The organism is Peribacillus sp. NPDC056705 (genome assembly GCF_043656335.1).
This window is the reverse complement of sequence record NZ_JBHTYI010000011.1, coordinates 54,743-73,827: the sequence shown is the minus strand read 5'-3', so window position 1 is coordinate 73,827 and position 19,085 is coordinate 54,743. Positions and strand designations below refer to the sequence as shown.

Below are 19,085 nucleotides of genomic sequence, written 5' to 3'. Positions count from 1 at the left end.
TTGCGATCACGTACATTTCAAGAATACGTACAAGGCCCCATCCAAATCGGGATGGGTTTAGGGATCATCTCCCTCCTCGCACGCTGGGTGACAGGAACCACGATCCTATCCTCCCCCGAATCGATGGTGAAGTATGGAGTCTTCGGAGGGATTGGATACGCACTGATGGGAGCGATCGCCCTGTCCATGTTCAGCTTCATCGGGAAGAGGGTTCGGCAGGATTTCCCCGTGGGGCTGACAATCGGGGACTATTTAAAAGCCCGGCTTCACCCCCTCGGATATTGGATATTGATCGTGATTCTGGTCATAACCAGTTTACACATCTTATTCATTCAGGGAATGGCCGCGTCCACCCTATGTCAGTTTCTTTTCGACACCCCGCTCTATGTCGGATTGTTCTTTTTTTTCGGTTTTTGTGTCCTTTATGCTGGATTCGGCGGGCTAAAGCTCATTCATGGATTCGCCGCTTTTCAAGTCATCTTCATGTTTGCCGCGGTAATCTTGATTCCTTTATACTTTTTCGTCAAGGAAGGGATTCAGCCTGTTTATGATGGGATTCGCTTATACCATCCATACATGCTCGTAATCAATAAGTATGATCTATGGAGTTTTCTTTTAGCAGGACTTCTTGTCGGGTTCGGCCAGTTTTTCTTTGACCTGACATCATGGCAGCGATTATTCATGATGGAAATGAAAAAGGTTCCCTTAACATTCTCTTTATCCGGCCTAATCTGGATCATATTCCCGCTCTCCTTTTCATCCCTGTTCATCATGGTCATCTTTACGGGCGGCTTCACTGACATACACTCGATCCTGGCTGGATTGGCAAACAAAATCACGACACCATTCTTTTTCATCCTTTTTGTGCTCTGCGCTTTCAGTGCAATCACCTCAACATTCGGTGCCTGCCTGCATTCATTGGTAAGCCTGATCGTAGCCAATATTCTTGAACCATTACAACCCAAAAAAAGCGACCAGCAAAAAATAAGGATGGCCTGCCTGCTTTCAATCTGTATTGGAGGATTGGTTTTCATCGCTACACTCTTCTACTCACCCAACCTGTTGGAGCTCTTATTTTACTCAGGCAATATATACTCGGCATTACTTGCACCAATCCTGGTCATCGTATTCAGCAAAGGGAAAGTCGCTGATTACATACCGATAAGCGCGGTCCTGGCCATTTTGGCTTCATACATCATCCAGCCTTATGTAAGTGAATTCCAAAGCATATGGTTCAGCGGATTGGCTTCATTGACGATCATGGTGATTTGTATGATCCTTACCCTTATCAAGAACAATTGGAGGTTTGTGAAAACAAAACAATAAATACTGTAAACCCCAATCATCATGATGTTCCATACATGAATGGGGTTCTTCTTTTTATCTCGTAATAACTTAGCTTGCCACCTTTCTGAAATACCGATAAACCTTTTCTAGCTTTTGAGTCTGTTTCCCCTTTGGGCTTTCCATATTGCCGAATTCGAAAAACTTCACTTTTTTGATTCCGACAAAATTGAATAACGCTCTTTTCATCAAGATTTTATGCGCATCATTCAACCAGAGAAGCGGATACTTTGCAGGTCCCTTCATCGTGGACACACATACGACCGACTTTCCCTTTAGGAGACCCTCCGGGAACAATCCCTTTTTATCCCTGTAAGCAAAATTCGCAGAAAATAATTGATCAATGTATCCCATCAGCATTGCCGGAGGCCTCCCCCACCAGATAGGATAGACAAAGACAATCTTGTCGGCCCAGGTAATTTGATTTCTATATTTTTCAAGCTGAGGATCACGATGCATATCACGCCTTCGTTTATGCTCATTGAACTCCAAGAGCGGATTGAAGCCCTCTTCATATAAATCCAATACCTGCAGCCCCTTTATGTTCGGGTTCTCCTTACTTCCTTTTATGACTTTTTCTAAAAAAGCATGGCTTAAGCTTTTTTGATTTGGATATGTGTAGATGACCAGCACGTTCATGACGTCCCCCCTATTACTTATCATTTGATAACTATAATATAACACCGCTATTTTTTTATTGTCAAATGATAATTGTATTTTGATAATATCTTTGATATCTTCACAAGAGAGGTGAAAGCTATGGACAAAAAAGCCCTTTTTGAAAAAATGGTCACATTTACAACTTCCGTACATCAAGTGACACACGAATTGACCCAAAACGCAAAATCCGATTCCATCACGCCGGTACAATATAAAATTCTTGAATATATAACAGTCAGTCAGCCTGTCACACCAAGTGAAATCAGTGACTGTCAGCATATTTCCATGCCTAACACGAGCCGTGAACTAAAAAAATTAAGCGAAAAGAATTTAATTGAAAAAATAAGTGATTCGGAAGATAGACGGAAACAATACATCCGCCTCTCCAAAGACGGGGAAAGGATAATGAACGAGGCTTTTGCAATCGTGGAATCCCGTTTCCAAAGCCGGCTGCAATATGCATCAAAGGAAGATTTAGCGGATATTGACCGTGCCCTGGACATTCTTCAAACAAAACTTTTTTACTAAATAAACAAAAATGGCTCCCGGGATGAAGTTGACAAAGAATCAACTTCCATCCCGGGAGCTCCTTCATAATCCCCATGCATGTTTTATCATCAGGTACCGCAAAAAGTCCGGTATGGTTTTGTTGACTCAGGCAGTGCGGCGTATTCAGCTTGTTCCTCGCAATGTCCATAAGGGTTTGCAAGAACAGCCAAAAGCCGTTCCATCACGCTGTAGTCCCCTTGTTCCACTGCCGCTTCCAACGCCTCTTCCACTCGGTGATTCCGTGGGATCACTGCAGGATTGCTGTTCTGCATCAACTGATTCGAAGCTTCTTTCGATTCCTTCTGCCTGCCCAGTCTCGCCTGCCAAAGCTCTTGCCACTGAGCGAATTCCGGTGCCCCGAAAAGGACCGTATCCTCCACTTTATCAAAGGTCAAAGCACGGAACGTATTGGTATAGTCGGCACCATGCTTCTTCATCATACTGAGGATGCCATTAATAAGGGCTTCATCCTGAGTCTCTTCGTTGAATATCCCCAACTTCGCCCTCATTCCCGCTATCCAATTAGCGTGATACAGATCATTAAAAACAGAAATCCTATCTTGGGCCAGTGTAACGGCCTGATCTTGGTCATCATGCAACAGTTGCAATAGGGACTCAGCGAATCGCGCAAGATTCCATCCCCCAATAACCGGCTGGTTGCCATAGGCATAGCGGCCTTGTCTATCAATTGAACTGAATACCGTTGCAGGGTCATAGACATCCATGAAGGCGCAAGGGCCATAATCTATGGTTTCCCCGCTGATCGTCATGTTGTCGGTGTTCATCACCCCATGAATGAAGCCAACCAGCTGCCATTGGGCGATGAGCTCAGCCTGACGCTTGACCACTTCCTGCAGCAGCGAGAGATAACGGCTTTCATCGGCTTCGATGTCTGGAAAATGACGCTTAATGGCATAGTCGGCAAGTGTCCGGAGTTCCTCAAGCGTGCCCCATTTTGCAGCGAATTGAAAGGTTCCGACACGAAGATGACTCGAAGCCACTCGGGTCATGATGGCACCAGGCAGCCCGGTTTCACGGATGACCGTTTCACCTGTCGTCACAACTGCCAGACTTCTGGTGGTAGGAATGCCAAGCCCATGCATCGCCTCGCTGATAATGTATTCGCGGAGCATCGGTCCAAGTGCAGCCCGGCCATCGCCCCCGCGGGAGTATGGCGTTCTTCCTGGACCCTTCAGCTGGATATCGACCCTCTCTCCTTCTGGCAACACCTGCTCACCAAGCAATATCGCCCGGCCGTCCCCCAACATGTTAAAATGGCCGAATTGATGCCCAGCATATGCTTGTGCAAGAGGCGAAGCACCTTCAGGTACCTCGTTTCCGGCAAACACCGCCACTCCATCTTCGCCTTGTAGCTTTTTCACGTCCAAACCAAGAGTTCCAGCCAAACTCTCATTGAGAATGACCAACTCCGGTGAACGTACAGGAGTCGGGTTGGTGCTCGTGAAAAACTTTTCCGGAAGAAGCGCATAGCTATTGTCTAAATTCCATCCTGTTTCATTAGTCATGGTTTCTCCTTTTCTAATTTTGACTTTTGTATAAAGGTTCGTTCTCTCAAGATTCAGTTAAAACACGGTATAAAACTCGGTTGCAGTCCATTTTTTAATGTCTACTTCTAACAATTAATTATACCGTTTCTTCCTAAAAATGGCTCTCTTAAAGTTATGTTAAATCCGTGACGCCCCGGGATTTTATAAAACGATTGGTAAAATGCCACCCCTCATCGGTTCCTTAGACCCCGTACTCTTCAAACATTTAACGAAACGAAGATCATTTCTTTACTTCTAGGTTTAATAGGTCAACGAAAAGTGAAAAAACCTTTCGTTTCATAATTGGCAACTAAGCTATTAAGTGTAGATTTGAAATAAAGTCACGATGTTTTCAAAAAAGTTACGGCGTTTCACCCCTTTGGATGTTTATCTAAAGGGGTGTTTTTAGGATTGGAAAATTTTGATTCCACAAAAAATTGGGGGATTGGAAGAAGGAAAGCTATGTATGATTAGGGATGTAAGTTTATGCTTTTTATGTAATAATTATTTTGTAGAAGTGTAAAGTTACAATTCATACATAGTGAAGGTGGGGATCATAATGGCAACGGGAACACATGCTGTAGTAGTTCCAGTAGATGTACAAGCAGTTTGGGATTATGTCAGTGATCTCGAAAAATGGGCAACGGCAGTACCAGCCTATAAAGAACATGAAATCATAAATGACAAGCAATCTATCTGGACATTTGAAGGTAGTGTGAAAGGTATTAAAAAAACAATACAAGCGCAGGTAGATATTACCGAATGGAATGAACCTTCAAATATTAAGTTTGAACTGAAAGGTTTATCAGATAATTTTACAGGAAGCGGTCACTTTACTGCAGAAGATGTTAATGGTAAAACACTAATGACTTGTACGGTGGAAGTCCATGCAGGCGGATTATCTGGTGCGGTGTTAACACCAATTATTAAATGGGCTGTTCCAAAAGTAGCATCTCGTTTAACAGAATCCATCGCACGTAAAATTGCAGTATTCTCATAGTTTTCAAAGATTGAAAGCCAATTCATTTTGGAGATGCCTTCTCTGAAGTATAGAGGGTAACATTCTGAAGTGACCAATGTAATGCTATGGAGCTCTATTAGAAATTTTATAATTAGCGGAAGGGGCTGTCCAAAAATGGATGGCCTCTTTTTTCAATATTCGAGAGTCGGGAGCCTTAATGGCATAAGAATCACAAAACTCCTCAAACTTTTTTATGAAAATCTCATACTTATCTAATAAGAGTACCTCCCATCCCGAACCATGATTTTAAAGAAGACTTGATTACCCTTCATATTTTTTACTTTTTTATATAGTACAATTTCATCATTAAGCCACATAAAGGGATATAATCATTTTGCATCAAAAAAGCCTGCCATCGATTCGGCAGGCTTTTTTATATCATCTATGATTTTCTCAAACAGGTGAACAGAAACTTGCTAATCGTGTGGAGGATTCATGTTTTCTGAATGCCCCCCACCTTTTTCTGTCCGCTTCGTCTCTTATATCCCTCTTCCAATCCAATATATGCTTAATTCAGTAAAGTCAGGCTAATAAAGGCAATGCCAAATATACAGTACAGAATGAGGGTAAAGGGCTGGGGAAAAATAATATATACTATCATACTAATGATCATCAACAGGATGCTGAAGGCATTTATCCTATCTCTCCACATACTCACCTTTGGTCAACTCCTTTTCCACAAGCGTAAGGTACATTTTCATCGCAAACTTCTTCCGGTGCTGCCTGGCCGGCTTTGAGGAAGCACTTCTCCCACAGTCAAAGCGAGCATCAGCAAAAATAGAGTTTCTTCTTCATCCTTCATTCCACTTTGTTATAATGGCTTTGTGCCTAATTTGCATTTTTTCATTTTTCGTTAGTAAGTAAGCGACTGATAATTTATAATTATAAAATTGAACCCGCTAAACAGCCATGTAGCCAAAATGATAAATCTATAAAAATAATTTAAATATTCAGACTTTTTAAGGGGTATGAAGTGAATGATCTATAAAACTTTCAAGGTTGTATTAAGAGCCTTGCACAAAGGCCAAACAGAGGAATTCGCTTATGTTTTTGAAGGGAAAAGCTTGCTGATCGGCCGTGCAAGCCAGCACTCCAAAGCTGATTTCAAGCTTTACAATGACTTCGTTTCCAGGGAACATTGCCGGATTTATATGGAGGAGGGACAGCTCTTCATTGAGGATTTGGCAAGCAAACACGGTACCTCGGTGAACCAGATGCCGCTCGTACCGGGCAATCCCTGTCGCATTGAACCGGGAGATTCAATTACTTTGATCAATGGACTGATTGAATTCATGATTTCCATCGACAACGATTTAACAAGGGATTTCACCCCGGTGAACCCCGAGTTCCAGCAAACCGTCACTATCAATGAGCACCTTCAGACCGTGATCATCAATGAAGAAGCACCCATTAAAATGCCGACAAAGGAATTCAATTGCTTTAAGCTGCTTTATGAAAATTTGGACAACCTAATTTCAAAGGAAGAGATTGTCCAGCAAGTATGGCCAGAGAGAGTCGGTGATCCCGAGCAAATTGTGACGGCAGAAGAAATCGCTTCACTGCTGTACCGGGTGCGGAAACGGATAAATGGGCACTTCGCAATAAAAGCCGTCATTCAAAAAGGATATTATATGGAATCCATCCATTCATTCAACCTATCGGACTTATAATGACAATCATTCGAAAAACATGAAAAAAAAGCATTGCTGATAACAATGCTTTTTTTTCATGATTCAATCATGCTTTTATTTCTTCGGTAAGTCCAGATTCGTGAATTGATCGACTGGAACGATGTCTTCTTCCATATCCATCACCTTCAGCACAACCCGGTCCCCTACATTCGTCAACACAACATCGGATAGCTCATTGACTCCAGGGTCCACCGAGAATCTCTTGGCATTGCCTTCTACAATTAAATAGAATACGTATCCATTTGAAAGATTGGCATCGTTGATCCTTGTAACTTTCCCCTGTATTTTTTTCATCTCAAATCCTTTTTGAGGTGTCACACCGCTGACTTTCCCTAAAGAGGCAATCAGCTTTTTATAATTGCGGAAAGCTTCGTCTTTCGTTTTCCCATAGACCACTTGGGGGTTATCACTATTGGCATACACGATCGCCACACCTTGGAACTTGCTGCCCTTTGTAACCGGAATCACATAAGTGGGAGCACCGTAAATCGTATAGAAAATTCCATTAGTGGCTTTCCACCCTGGATATTTAGACAAAAACTCACTCGCATTTGCGTTGGATTTTGCCTCCTTACCAGTCAGAACGGACGTGACGCCTTTATAGTACGTCATTTCACCGGTTTTGGCATTGAAAACACCATAACCTACAAGGGTTTTGGAGTTGCCTTTTGATTTAGCCCTGGTGAAGTCCACTACATAAATCAATTCGCCTTTTTCGTTAAACGTAACCTGCATATTATCCTCATTAGGAATCAGGACATCTTTCTTCGGCCCAATCAAGGACTGGTTCTTCCACCCGTGAACATATTTTCCCCAGTAGGTCCAATATTCCAGGGCTGTTTCCAATGTGTATGTCCGATCTACCCATTTAGGTTCTTTTCCTTTAGGATAGTATTTCGTGTCCCCCGTTTCCGGATTCACCAATACCACCCCGTCCACTACGGGACCGCTGCGATATTTCAAATAATGTCCGACTGAAACTACGAAGAAAGGCTTTCCATCTTCGTTCGGTTCCAAATATGAATCATGGATGATTTTATTCGGATAGGCCTTGCGAATCGTTCTTTCCAAATCATGATCGAGGTACTGTGAGGGAGCATACAGCATCTTCCCTTTGACAGTACTTGCCCCTTTATCCGTCGATACGGCGGAAATCAGATTATAACCTGGTGTGTATTCCGCTTTCCCTGCTTTCAAAAACCCGTCCATTTCAATGGGCGATGTATAAGCCAATTCACCATTGATATTGGTTAGACGGTATTCGCCTTCAGTGAAATATGATGCATTTTCTATTTTATTAATCGCTGCATCGCCTTTTGCGTCAGCCATTTTCACTGTAACAAGCGGCATGGTTTTTATATCTTGAACTTCTTCCAGCTCTTTTTTCTTATCGACTTTCGCCAATCCATGCAGATCAGCGGCAAAAGTGATGGGGTAGAACAGCATGATGACCCATGCTGCTATCAAAACGGCACCTAGCAAACTGTTGAAGTGTACGTTCCAAGGTATTTTTGGTTGCTTTGCTGCTTCATTTCCCCTCCGATTCCGTCGGGTGCTTGAAGTTTCACTGGCACTGTACACATAAATTCTTGAATCGATGATGAGAATGAGCCCAAGTATAATGGCAAAACTCGAAAAGAATGCAGCGGCAGTGAGATCCAGCAGCAAGATATCGATAACGAAAAAAAGTATGGCAGCAGAAACTAAAAGTCTCAGCACCTGTTCAATGAAAAAAGGTATCTCCTTTTTGGCGATTGCGTTTGTCCATCTCTGCGGAATCAAGGAAAGCCCCAATATGGCAATTGGCACTTTCAATAAAATTCCTTTTAAGATGAAAACGAGTAGTGAAATTATCATGGTTTTAAAAATCTCTCCTTGTCATGTGCGTTTCCATATACCCATTTTATCACTTTTGTACAACTATTTTACTATTTTTTAATATATCGAAATAACGTAAAAAAAACTACCAATATTATTTGCTCCAACGATGCTACTTTTATCGATTTAATGTTTATATAGACTCTAGAATAGGATCGATGCCAAAGGGGGCGAAGCCTTATGATTTATGAAGAAACTTACCAATACCTATTAAGGAATGTATCTTCCACTGAATTCGATACGTGTTTGTACGCCTTGCTCCACAGTGATTGGGACGGGGTCATCCAGAGCCCGCTTCATATGATGGCCCGAGGAGTCGGAACGACAGAAAAGTACTTAAGGCAGATCATCACTAAATTCACCTCACCACAAGGATCACTAAAAAAAGTGTTTGTGCCTGTTCATCAAGGTGAAGATATTTTATATAAGTTTAACCTTGGTCCTGCAAGTAATCTTGGCTATAACAGGAAGACGGACCGTTATTGCAAGAAATACCGTTTCTTTTATTGCGATGCTTTCAAAACCTTAACGATTCATGGAAAACGGCTGCTGCTGATGGGCGCTTTCCGAATGTCCGTTTTGAAGTCTGAAGAAGTCCTATTCGATTATAATGAAATCGTTCCTGATTCCAATTCGCCATTCACGAGGAAGCGCTTGTTGGATGCAGTCGATGCCATCCATGAAGCTTTAGGCCATTTAGTGACGATTTCTTTTGCGAGCAGGGCTTTTTCAAAGAAAGAAGTTCTGGTATTCACCTTTACCGAAGGCGTGTTGGAGCAGTATAAGGAAAATAGGGCGGAAAGGACATGGTTGCGTAGAACGATTTTTGACTCTGGCTACCTTGGGCATATCAATGATTCTGTATGCAGGGAATTGGAACGGGTAGGCAAATATATTTTCCGTTCATTTCTGCAGGAAACGACAAACATCTCCAATGATATCCAAAAGGAACTGCAGAAGTTAGCCCGTTTCGTCTATTCTCATTCTCTTAAGAAATTTGGCCAGGCGATTCCTGCCAATGAGCAGTTACTTCTTGCCCCAAAACAAGCCTCTGCTTATTTAAGCAAGATCATGTACAATGAAACATTGGAACAGATGGTCAAGTATGCCCACCAGGCGGAATCCATCAAAAGCCTGCTTGAACGCGATCATTTTCATAGAAACATCTCCGAGAAAGCTCTCTGCCGGGAAGTGAATGATTTGGAAATGGCTGAACATATCAAACCCATTCTCCAAAAGTACCAACAAGCAGACTTCATCCGCCATGTGCTGAACGACTGGTGCGAAACATGGCTCATTTCCCGTGTAAAGACAGTGACAGAAGAATTCCGGGCAGAAGGAAAAAGGAAAAGTACAGATGCTGATAAGCAGGACGCGTTCGAATATATGACGCGCATTAGGAACGATACATATGACCAGTTGGACAGGCTGTTGACCTTGCTTCTTAAGTTCGGCAATCATGCAGTGGCCCCGGCTGTCCGGAACTTCCCTCTCACTAAGAAAAAGGAAACCCTCCAATCCTATTTCGCGATCCAAAAGGAGCGTCTCGGCGTTCTCCCCTTTTCCTTTTAAAAAATCACCCGGTTTAAGCCTTTTAATAGGTCATTTGTTTTCCAAGAGAACGGATCCGTTCTCTTTTTTTTTGCTTGTAACGAAGGCCGACTGTTAATTGCAGAATGACGATTGTGGTTTGGTGATTGGCACATTGTGGATTTCTCCCCTGAATTCGTGTATTGCCTATGGACCTTGTGGATAAGGGAACTTGCGCAGCAGTTTTTTTTGAAGGCAGGACATGACCCCTGCATGGGCAAGGGCATTTATCCAGAGTTATTCTAAGGGTCTAAGAATGGGTCTATATAAAGGAACTGAAAAAGGTTTTGAACATCAGTATGAATAAGGTGTTGAATCTAGGAGGCCGCTATACGGGTAAAAGAGCCCCATTTAGAATGGAAGGCCCTTATGACTTGTTATGGCATTAATAATATTTTCCCCGAACTTTTCCGGCTTTCAAGAAGTCTATGTGCATCCGCCCCATTTTCCAAAGAGAAAAGAGTCGGTTCCTTGATGAGGATTTCCCCGGACAGAATCCATTGGAACAGCTCTGCTGTTCTTCTTGTCCGTTCTTCATGGGTAGTCAGGACGTTCCAAAGGTCTCCGCCTATTAATGCTTTCGATGTATCCATTAACATTCTTGGATCGATTTTCTCTGGATCACCGCCTGCCATTCCAAAAAATACAACCGTTCCTCCAGTCTTGGTCGCCTCGAAACTATCCATCAAGGTTTGGCCCACTGATTCATAAACGACATCAACGCCTTTCCCCCCTGTTACAGCCTTGATGGAATCCACCCAGTCCGAACCGTAAAGGAAAACATGAGCCGCCCCCATTTGTTTGGCAACCGCCGCTTTATCATTTGTTGAGGTCAAGCCAATGACCTGACCGCCCTTCATCTTGATCATCTGTGTCAGTAATTGACCGACTCCACCAGCAGCGGCATGGACCAGAATGGTTTCACCTGCTTTAACTTGATGACTGTCATGGGTTAAATATTGGGCAGTCAATCCTTGAAGTAAAACGGATGCGGCCGTTTCAAAGGAAATGTACTCAGGCAGAGGTAACAGTTTATCAGCTGGAACTGAAACCAGCTCCGCATTGGCATGGGGAACATCAGCGAACCCCACACGATCACCGGCTTTCAGATGATGGACATCTTCCCCGACATGTTCGATGACCCCTGCCCCCTCATACCCTAGAATGAATGGGGGATCACCCACCAAATGATAATTCCCTTTCCTTCTATATACATCGGCAAAATTCAATCCGATTGCTTTCATTCGTACGATCACGGCTGATCTTGAATGTTCAGGTTCTGCAATTTCCCTTACAGACAGAACTTCGGGCCCGCCGAAATCATCAAAGACAAGTGCTTTCATTATCCTGACTCCCTTCAATGTTTCTTCATTCTTTAAGATATAGGATGGATCCTTCGGTGGCAAGAAACACAAATAACCGCTCTCCCTTAAAGGCAAGAGCGGTCACTAAGTTTACTCAATCTGTATTGGAACCAGGGCCGTTCTTTCGTTTATTCGCAGAGTATTCTTTACCATGCGCTTCATGTTCTGCAATGATGTCCGCTTTCGGAATATGGTTATTTTTTTTCGGTGAACCAGTACGGTTACGATGTTTTTTTCCCATGATCTATCTCCCCTTCATTCAAAGCTATTTATGTTGAACTAATGTTAGCTTGTCCGATTACCACTGAAAATACCGGCAAAATAGGCGCTTCATAATAAAGGAAAAAACATCGCGGGAGCCGAATAGATGTAAAACGGATATATGAGGAGGGATAAACATGTTTCCTGAATTGAACACGGAAAGGTTACGCTTTCGGGAAATTCGTGAAAGTGATGCGGAAGCGGTTTTCCAATGCTTATCAAAAGATGAAGTCACCCGCTTTTATGGCCAGGATTCATTGGAAAATGTCGAACAGGCGAAGGATATCATAGCGTCTTTTGCAAAAAACTATCTTGAAAAAAGAGCTATCCGATGGGGAATTGAAAGAAAGGACACACAGGAATTGATTGGTACCATCGGTTTTCATGCCCACAGTCCCAAATACAGACGGGCGGAAATCGGTTATGAACTCCATCCAGCACATTGGCGGAAAGGATTTGCGTCAGAAGCACTTAAGGAAATTATCGCTTACGGTTTCAATGACCTTGATTTAACCCGCATCGGCGCGGTCGTTTTCCTGGAAAACCAGCCATCAAGTGAGCTCTTGCTTAAGCTGGGCTTCATCCAGGAAGGGATATTAAGGAGTTATATTTACCAAAACGGTATCCCTCATGATACATATGTGTATTCCTTGCTGAAGTGAAGAAATTTGTGGCACTCCTGCCGAATGACTGGTTAGCCAAGACCCGCTAGATGCTTGCTTTGATGAGGGCTTGGCAGTCAGTCGGCGTAAAGGGGGTGGCTTTCCGGAACCAAGTTTCAGTTCTGTTCGGAGCATCCTTTCCCCATTCCATTTACTCATATGAATAAGATAAAACCGAAAATAAATTTCCTTTATATTCCAAATTACCTGCAAAAGAAAGTCACCAAAACATGGCGGCTCCCACTTCACGTGACTACAAGATAGTCCTTCAAGGCCTGCTGCAGCGTCCCCTTTGTTTCAGCTCTATTCTCGATTTGGACCCCTGAACGGATCATTTTCGTTACCACTTCAGGGCGTAATCCAGTCACTACAGCTTTACACCCCATCATTGCCGTTCCATCGAGGATTTTCAATAAATCATTAATGATTTCAACTTCCATTTCGATGATACCGGATAAATCCAAAATCAAGGTCTGTATCCGCCGTTCACCTATCTCCTGCAATACTTTTTCCTCGATTATCTGTATACGTGTATTATCGATTGTCCCAATTAACGGAAGGACGCAGGTAGTGGGGGTGACTGGAATGATTGGGACGGATAGATTTTCCACCAAGTTTTGCTGAGCAAGAATTAATTTGTCTTTGTAATCGGAGTAGCTGACGAAAAAGGATTTAAGAAATACATCAACCTTTTCATTCACTTTTTTCTCTAATTCAAAAAAGGTTTTGGATTCACTGAAGACTACTTTTGCACTTTCGAATTTATAAAGAAATGTCCAAAGCGTTCTGCGGATGGCCTGAATCCATTCCAGCTTGAACGAAAGCGTCAAAGAGTGGGTTGCCCACGTAACTCCCTCTTGTTCGGCAAATGCAATCATATCCGTTTCATTCTGTTCCACTATATAACGGATGAGCTTATGGGCATTATTCAAAAGGTCGACATTTCCAATCAGCAGAATTTCTTCAATTTTATCCCTGACATTGACAGCTTCTGATAAAAGATATTCTTCAAATTCACTTTTATTCTGCAAAAGGAATTCCATTATCTTTTCTTCCTCATAAACAAAACTCACTCTTCCCCACTCCCTTTTTGAACTCCAACTGTGATTTTTGTTACTATTTACTTTCTAGATGGGTGGAGTTTTTTCCTGCTAATTGCTCCTATATTAAAAAAATATGGTTAGTACATTGCTTAAAACCGATTATACCTCATCTCCGGAAAAAATATTTTTCGATGCGGAAGAAAATATTAAATGGGTGGACGACTTCCCGTATTTAATGGCTTCATCGACGAAGTCTTCCAGCGTTTCCATCGAAAATGTACTTATTTTAATCAAATAACTGTATTGACCGGCTAACCGGTGGCATTCCAGCACTTCCGGATGGTTCAAGCTAAATTGATAAAAGTCTTTGCATCTATCCGTTTCGAATAAGATGAATGCCGTTATGCGCCTATCAAGTTTTTCAAGTGATATTTCCGTTTTATATCCTTTTATCACTCCGCTTTCCTCTAATTTATTCACCCGTTCCTTCGTTGCTGGAGCCGTTAAAGAAACTTCATGTGCCAGTTCTTTCATGGACATGCGCCCATTATTCTCCAGCAAGGAAAGTATCTTTTTATCCGTTCGATCCAATTCAATCACACCCACTTTTTATTGTTAATAGAATTTACCTAAATACATTATAAAATAAACAGAAATGAAATGATTACATAATTTATCGTATGTATTAGGGAATTCGCTTTTTATATAATAAACACAAATATAAATAAGGGGGATTCACGATGAAAAAAGTATTGATGCTGCTATCCAATGGATTCGAAGCGGTAGAAGCAAGTGTGTTTACAGATGTATTGGGCTGGAATAAATTAGAGGGTGATGGTACGACTGACCTGGTAACGGTGGGACTTCATGAACAATTGAAATGCACATGGAATTTCATTGTGCAGCCCGAATTGACCCTCGATCAAGTGAACCTTGATGACTACGATGCTTTGGCCATTCCAGGAGGATTTGAAGAAGCCGGTTTCTATGAGGATGCCTATGATCAAAGGTTTCTTGATGTGATCAAGTATTTTCATGATAAGAACAAAATCATAGCAACCATTTGTGTAGGTTCTCTCCCACTAGGAAAAAGCGGGATATTGAATGGAAGAAAAGCCACTACATACAACCATCCAACCAGTATGAGACAAGGGCAGCTAAAAGATTTTGGGGCGATTGTCGTTAATGAACCGATTGTCGTCACGGACAATATCATTACATCCTACAATCCTTCCACTGCATTCGATGTTGCCTTTACGCTCTTGGAAATGCTCACTTCCAAAGATAATTGTAAACATGTGAAGGAATTGATGGGCTTCCATTAAGGTTTTCTTCCGCTTCAGGCACTCGCTTTCCGCGGGCGGCCGGGGAGCCTCCTCGGCTGGGCTCCATCTATAATCAAGGGTCCCGAATGAATTCGGAACCCTTTTTCACGTTACTTCCAATAAGTCAATGAACGGGTTTTCATGGATTCACGGAACTGTTTTGTTGATTCTGGCAGGACTTTATTCGTTGCATAATCGATGATGACACCATACTGGCGAATGACATCCAGACTATCCAGCTCGCCATTGGCGAATTTGTCTTCGACTCTTTGTACGCTTTCCTCAAGCCATTGTTTACGGTTGTTCCTGATATACGACCTAGCTTGTTCCGTTGCTTCAACATCTATTTCGAATAAATCGAGATCTTTATCGATTTCTTTGATCACGACTCCATAATCTTTTTTGGCTCGCTCAATTGAAACATATTCATCGATCACATCTTCCAAGACATCTTCGGGATTTCTTTCAAGCGGATCTCCCAGTCCCCCGCCCCCAGCGGATGGGCGTACAAAGGAATCTCCTTGCTGCACCTTCACATTTGAAAAAATCGCACCTAAATAACGTTCGTCCTCTTTGCCCGGATTCAGCCATGCTCCATGCGGGGAAGAAGGAAGCCCTCCAAAAATCCCCCATGTTATTGAACGGGAACGGTCACAGCAATAGGACATGACGGTGTTTTTGACATTCGTGAGTGTACCGCCCTTTTCTACACCGCACCCGCCGCGGTATTTCCCCGGCCCGGCAGAGTCGGTGATGATTTCATGCTTCATCGTCACGACGGGTGACAATCTTTCTTGCCCTTCGCAAGGCTGCACACTTAGGCCCAAACCGAATGTCGGCGAAGTGGCGTTCACACCGTCCCGGTCATAGCGTCCTCCATGACCGCCGGCCATCCAGTCATACCACATGAAGTATTTATCTTGCTCCTGGCGTTGATCCCAACCGCCGATAAGTAAATACTCCAGGTTAAATGAGCATGCAATCGCTCTTTCCGGCATGATATTGGACCAGAGTTCGAAGCAAGCACTCATGATTTTTTCATAGGCCCCTGAACAAAAACCGGTTACGGCAATCGGTGCCGGGGCATTGACGACGGAATTTTCCGGAAGTTCAATCTTCACCACTCTGTAAAAGCCGGAGTTCAAAGGGATTTCAGGAAAAAATGTCTTGGTTCCCGAGTATGCTGCTGATAAAGATGCCCCGAAACCGGCATTCAAAAAGCAGCCGATATAAGAATGTGAACCAGAAAGATCATAATGGATCTCGTCATCCGTGATAGTCATCTTAACCCTGATCGGAATCAGGCCGTCTCCGGCTTCCGGGTCCATATCAATATAATCAACAGTCTCCCAGGTTCCATTCGGTAAAGCCGCAACCTTGGCCCTCGCCAAGCGCTCCACATAATTCTGCACTTCCGCAAAGGCAGACAAAGTCGTATCGATTCCATACTTCTCGATGATGGCAAACAACTGGCGCTCGCCTACCTTGGCCGCTTCCACTTGAGCACGAAGATCGCCGACACGTTCCTCAGGGACGCGCATGTTCGAAACGAGCACATTGACCACATCTTTTAAAAATGTTCCTTTACTATATATCCTTAGCGGCGGAATCCTTACTCCCTCGCCAAAATGTTCCTTGGCATTGATATCGAAGGAGCCAGGTGTCGAGCCGCCCATGTCGGCCCAATGGCCATTCGTCTGCATGAACGCAATGAGCTTGTCCTCATGAAAGACTGGCAAGAGAACCCGTGTATCATTGAAATGAGTACCGCCCCGATACGGGTCATTGACCAAGAATACGTCCCCGGGATGGATATCACCCCCGAAGTCCTCGAGCACCGCCTTTGCCGTTAGATGCAGTGTTCCTACGTGGACCGATATATCCTGCGTCCCTTGCATGACTGTATTTCCTTCTGCATCACAAAGCGCACAACTGAAATCCCGATTATAAATGACGAAGGAATAGCATGTCCGAAGGATTTGTTCAGCCATCTGATCTACAAGGTTAACGAAGCCATTTTTAATCACTTCAAATGTCACCGGATCTAAACCTGTTCCAACTCCAGATTGGTCAATTAACTGTTTATTCGACAATGAAATCCACCTCTTTTTATTTATTTTGGGAAAGAATCAAGTTTCTGTATTTATCAACTTTTGCCGTGAAATTTGGCGGAATGACAGTCGTTGTATCAAGCTGATCCACGATGGCAGGCCCCGGGATTTCAGAAAAGGCCGGAATGAGTTCCCGGTTATACACGTTCGTATTCACATACCCTTCCTCTTCGAAATAGACATCACGAGTTTCCTTCAAGGCATCAGCAAGTGTGCCCCCTGGTTCATAAGTCGGGAATTCAGGTTTTGGCACAGTTCCGATAGCCGTAACGAGCAGCCCGTAGATTTCCACGGTCTGTTCTTTATCGGAAAAAGAAAATTCCCGTTCATGCTCTTGATGGAAACGGTCAAGGGTCTCTTCCAATGAAGAAATCGGGCAATCGACTTCTATCGCCAATGAACGCCACTGTCCCATATACCTCATGTCAATATAGCGCACCAATGTGGAAGCTTCCTTAGCGACCCCTTCTTCTTGCAATAACTCAGCGGCCTCTTTTTCCATTCCGATGAATTCCCTCTCTAAATCCATTAACGATACATCCTTGACATTCTTGACATAGGTTTTGGATATATCATGACGAACATCGACCAACAGGCATCCCATTGCAGCGGCAACACCCGGATGCGGCGGGATGATGACAGTCGGGATTTCCATTTCCTTGGCGAGGTACGCTCCATGTAAGGGTCCAGCGCCTCCGAAGGCCACAAGTGCAAAGTCGCGGGGATCGTATCCCCTTCTGACTGAAATCAGCCTTAGCGCATCACACATATTGGCATTGGCCACCCGTGTGATGGCATTCGCCGCTTCTTCAATCGTATAATCGAATTTCTTGGCGATCTTATCCACGACTTCAATCGCTTTTTGTTTATCAAGTTCCATTTGCCCATCCAATAGTTTTGTGCCAAGTCGTCCCAATACAATATTGGCATCGGAATTGGTCGGTTCCACGCCACCCCTGCTATAGCAAGCAGGTCCGGGTACCGCGCCTGCACTTTGAGGGCCATTGCGTAAAGAACCGCCTTCATCCACCCAAGCCAAGCTTCCTCCTCCTGCTCCTATCGTCAGGATTTCGATACTTGGGAAACCGATCGGATATCCATACTCGATATACCAATCTTTAGTAATCCGCAAATCACCTTCATGCATCAAGGAAATATCGGTGCTCGTTCCTCCCATATCCAGCCCAATGGCATTATTGAACCCGCAAAGCTGGGCGATATGTTTACTGGCAATCGCACCTGCAGCGATTCCGGAACTTGCGAGCCTTGCCGCATAACGGGGTACGGTTTGGGATGTCATTACCCCTCCGCCGGAGTGAAGCACTAATATATCATCTTCATACCCCCGTTTATTCATTTCACCTTCAAGGGTTTTAATATACTTGCTGACAGTCGGTCCTAAAACCGCATTGACGATCGTCGTACTCATGCGCTCATGCTCAAAAATCTCAGGAAGGACTTCACTTGAAATGCATATATAGACGTCCGGGAGTTCCTCCTGGATGATTCGTTTCACTTTCGCCTCATTGCTTCCATTTACATACGAGTTCATGAAGCAAACCGCAATGGATTCCGTACCGCGTCTTTTTAATTTCCTTGCCAGTGACCGTACTTCCTCTTCATTGATTTCCGTCAAGACATTTCCTGCAAAATCGATGCGCTCTTCCACTTCAAAACGGTCTCTTCTTTGTATATACGGTTTGGCTACATCATCATATGTATCCCATAACTCAAGCTTGGTTCCTCGGCGGATTTCCGATACATCCCGGAATCCAGCGGATGTGATCAATGCTGTCTTTGGCAATTTCCTTTCAATCAAGGCATTGGTGCCCACTGTTGTACCATGGGAAAACACTTTAATATTTTCACAATCTATTTCCGCCTTTGCAATTCCATCCAAAATGCCGATTTCCGGATTCTGAGGAGTCGACGACGTTTTCGTGATGGAAATTTCCTTCGTGCTTTCATCAAAAACGAACACATCCGTAAATGTTCCGCCTACATCAATTGCGAGCCTAGTTTGCTTCGTACCTATCATT

General features: G+C 43.5%; 16 protein-coding genes. 7 read left to right on the top strand and 9 right to left on the bottom strand.

What is annotated here, in order from left to right; genetic code table 11:
* Positions 1-1,326 (top strand): SLC5/6 family protein, encoded by a 1,326-nt coding sequence (locus ACFRAK_RS15540; protein ID WP_394572031.1) that lies wholly within the window; start codon positions 1-3, stop codon positions 1,324-1,326.
* Positions 1,327-1,395: 69 nt separating this feature from the next.
* Here ACFRAK_RS15540 and ACFRAK_RS15535 read toward each other — a convergent pair whose 3' ends face one another.
* On the bottom strand, positions 1,396-1,983 hold the full coding sequence (locus tag ACFRAK_RS15535) for an NAD(P)H-dependent oxidoreductase (RefSeq protein ID WP_260286922.1): 588 nt from the start codon (positions 1,981-1,983) through the stop codon (positions 1,396-1,398).
* Between the two features lie 120 nt (positions 1,984-2,103).
* Here ACFRAK_RS15535 and ACFRAK_RS15530 point away from each other — a divergent pair, with 120 nt between their 5' ends.
* Positions 2,104-2,532 carry a MarR family winged helix-turn-helix transcriptional regulator gene (locus tag ACFRAK_RS15530; RefSeq protein ID WP_387705180.1) on the top strand — a complete coding sequence of 143 codons (429 nt, stop codon included), beginning with the start codon at positions 2,104-2,106 and terminating at the stop codon, positions 2,530-2,532.
* 89 nt (positions 2,533-2,621) lie between these two features.
* Here the strand turns inward: ACFRAK_RS15530 and ACFRAK_RS15525 are convergent, their stop codons facing one another.
* Positions 2,622-4,079, bottom strand: coding sequence for a protein adenylyltransferase SelO (locus ACFRAK_RS15525; protein WP_387603432.1), 1,458 nt, complete (start codon positions 4,077-4,079; stop codon positions 2,622-2,624).
* A gap of 580 nt (positions 4,080-4,659) precedes the next feature.
* Between ACFRAK_RS15525 and ACFRAK_RS15520 the strand changes: the two genes are divergently transcribed.
* A complete protein-coding gene (locus ACFRAK_RS15520) occupies positions 4,660-5,100 on the top strand; it encodes an SRPBCC family protein (RefSeq protein ID WP_260286919.1) in 441 nt (146 codons plus the stop codon).
* A 998-nt stretch (positions 5,101-6,098) separates the two neighbouring features.
* Complete coding sequence (locus ACFRAK_RS15515) at positions 6,099-6,791, top strand: FHA domain-containing protein (RefSeq protein ID WP_387603429.1); 693 nt, start codon at positions 6,099-6,101, stop codon at positions 6,789-6,791.
* Positions 6,792-6,866: 75 nt separating this feature from the next.
* On the opposite strand, the gene ACFRAK_RS15510 is transcribed toward ACFRAK_RS15515, so the two are convergent.
* Positions 6,867-8,669, bottom strand: coding sequence for a hypothetical protein (locus ACFRAK_RS15510; protein WP_387603426.1), 1,803 nt, complete (start codon positions 8,667-8,669; stop codon positions 6,867-6,869).
* Between the two features lie 201 nt (positions 8,670-8,870).
* On the opposite strand from ACFRAK_RS15510, the gene ACFRAK_RS15505 reads away from it, so the two are divergent.
* On the top strand, positions 8,871-10,262 hold the full coding sequence (locus ACFRAK_RS15505; RefSeq protein WP_394572030.1) for a hypothetical protein: 1,392 nt from the start codon (positions 8,871-8,873) through the stop codon (positions 10,260-10,262).
* A gap of 395 nt (positions 10,263-10,657) precedes the next feature.
* Here the strand turns inward: ACFRAK_RS15505 and ACFRAK_RS15500 are convergent, their stop codons facing one another.
* Both ACFRAK_RS15500 and ACFRAK_RS15495 read right to left on the bottom strand, forming a co-directional pair.
* Complete coding sequence (locus tag ACFRAK_RS15500) at positions 10,658-11,623, bottom strand: quinone oxidoreductase family protein (protein WP_387603420.1); 966 nt, start codon at positions 11,621-11,623, stop codon at positions 10,658-10,660.
* A gap of 115 nt (positions 11,624-11,738) precedes the next feature.
* The gene (locus tag ACFRAK_RS15495) at positions 11,739-11,885 is read right to left on the bottom strand and encodes a hypothetical protein (RefSeq protein ID WP_141994063.1); all 147 of its coding nucleotides are present in this window, start codon (positions 11,883-11,885) and stop codon (positions 11,739-11,741) included.
* A gap of 157 nt (positions 11,886-12,042) precedes the next feature.
* Here ACFRAK_RS15495 and ACFRAK_RS15490 point away from each other — a divergent pair, with 157 nt between their 5' ends.
* Positions 12,043-12,567, top strand: a complete 525-nt coding sequence (locus ACFRAK_RS15490; RefSeq protein WP_387603417.1) for a GNAT family N-acetyltransferase — start codon at positions 12,043-12,045, stop codon at positions 12,565-12,567.
* 245 nt (positions 12,568-12,812) lie between these two features.
* Here ACFRAK_RS15490 and ACFRAK_RS15485 read toward each other — a convergent pair whose 3' ends face one another.
* Together ACFRAK_RS15485 and ACFRAK_RS15480 are read right to left on the bottom strand one after the other, a co-directional pair.
* On the bottom strand, positions 12,813-13,640 hold the full coding sequence (locus ACFRAK_RS15485; protein WP_387603414.1) for an STAS domain-containing protein: 828 nt from the start codon (positions 13,638-13,640) through the stop codon (positions 12,813-12,815).
* A 129-nt stretch (positions 13,641-13,769) separates the two neighbouring features.
* On the bottom strand, positions 13,770-14,201 hold the full coding sequence (locus ACFRAK_RS15480) for an Lrp/AsnC family transcriptional regulator (RefSeq protein ID WP_387603411.1): 432 nt from the start codon (positions 14,199-14,201) through the stop codon (positions 13,770-13,772).
* A gap of 149 nt (positions 14,202-14,350) precedes the next feature.
* Between ACFRAK_RS15480 and ACFRAK_RS15475 the strand changes: the two genes are divergently transcribed.
* Positions 14,351-14,935 (top strand): DJ-1/PfpI family protein, encoded by a 585-nt coding sequence (locus ACFRAK_RS15475; RefSeq protein WP_387603408.1) that lies wholly within the window; start codon positions 14,351-14,353, stop codon positions 14,933-14,935.
* Positions 14,936-15,045: 110 nt separating this feature from the next.
* Here ACFRAK_RS15475 and ACFRAK_RS15470 read toward each other — a convergent pair whose 3' ends face one another.
* Complete coding sequence (locus ACFRAK_RS15470; RefSeq protein ID WP_387603735.1) at positions 15,046-17,034, bottom strand: hydantoinase B/oxoprolinase family protein; 1,989 nt, start codon at positions 17,032-17,034, stop codon at positions 15,046-15,048.
* A gap of 10 nt (positions 17,035-17,044) precedes the next feature.
* Entirely contained in the window at positions 17,045-19,084 is a 2,040-nt protein-coding gene (locus ACFRAK_RS15465; RefSeq protein ID WP_387603405.1) for a hydantoinase/oxoprolinase family protein, read from the bottom strand.
* Between the last annotated feature and the right edge of the window lies 1 nt (position 19,085).

Excerpts from the sequence above, each read along its gene's own strand:
- ACFRAK_RS15500 (WP_387603420.1), bottom strand. The coding sequence starts at position 11,623 with ATGAAAGCACTTGTCTTTGATGATTTCGGCGGGCCCGAAGTTCTGTCT.
- ACFRAK_RS15495 (WP_141994063.1), bottom strand. The coding sequence starts at position 11,885 with ATGGGAAAAAAACATCGTAACCGTACTGGTTCACCGAAAAAAAATAAC.
- ACFRAK_RS15525 (WP_387603432.1), bottom strand. The coding sequence starts at position 4,079 with ATGACTAATGAAACAGGATGGAATTTAGACAATAGCTATGCGCTTCTT.
- ACFRAK_RS15510 (WP_387603426.1), bottom strand. The coding sequence starts at position 8,669 with ATGATAATTTCACTACTCGTTTTCATCTTAAAAGGAATTTTATTGAAA.
- ACFRAK_RS15515 (WP_387603429.1), top strand. The coding sequence starts at position 6,099 with ATGATCTATAAAACTTTCAAGGTTGTATTAAGAGCCTTGCACAAAGGC.
- ACFRAK_RS15520 (WP_260286919.1), top strand. The coding sequence starts at position 4,660 with ATGGCAACGGGAACACATGCTGTAGTAGTTCCAGTAGATGTACAAGCA.
- ACFRAK_RS15535 (WP_260286922.1), bottom strand. The coding sequence starts at position 1,983 with ATGAACGTGCTGGTCATCTACACATATCCAAATCAAAAAAGCTTAAGC.
- ACFRAK_RS15505 (WP_394572030.1), top strand. The coding sequence starts at position 8,871 with ATGATTTATGAAGAAACTTACCAATACCTATTAAGGAATGTATCTTCC.
- ACFRAK_RS15465 (WP_387603405.1), bottom strand. The coding sequence starts at position 19,084 with ATGATAGGTACGAAGCAAACTAGGCTCGCAATTGATGTAGGCGGAACA.
- ACFRAK_RS15490 (WP_387603417.1), top strand. The coding sequence starts at position 12,043 with ATGTTTCCTGAATTGAACACGGAAAGGTTACGCTTTCGGGAAATTCGT.
- ACFRAK_RS15530 (WP_387705180.1), top strand. The coding sequence starts at position 2,104 with ATGGACAAAAAAGCCCTTTTTGAAAAAATGGTCACATTTACAACTTCC.
- ACFRAK_RS15475 (WP_387603408.1), top strand. The coding sequence starts at position 14,351 with ATGAAAAAAGTATTGATGCTGCTATCCAATGGATTCGAAGCGGTAGAA.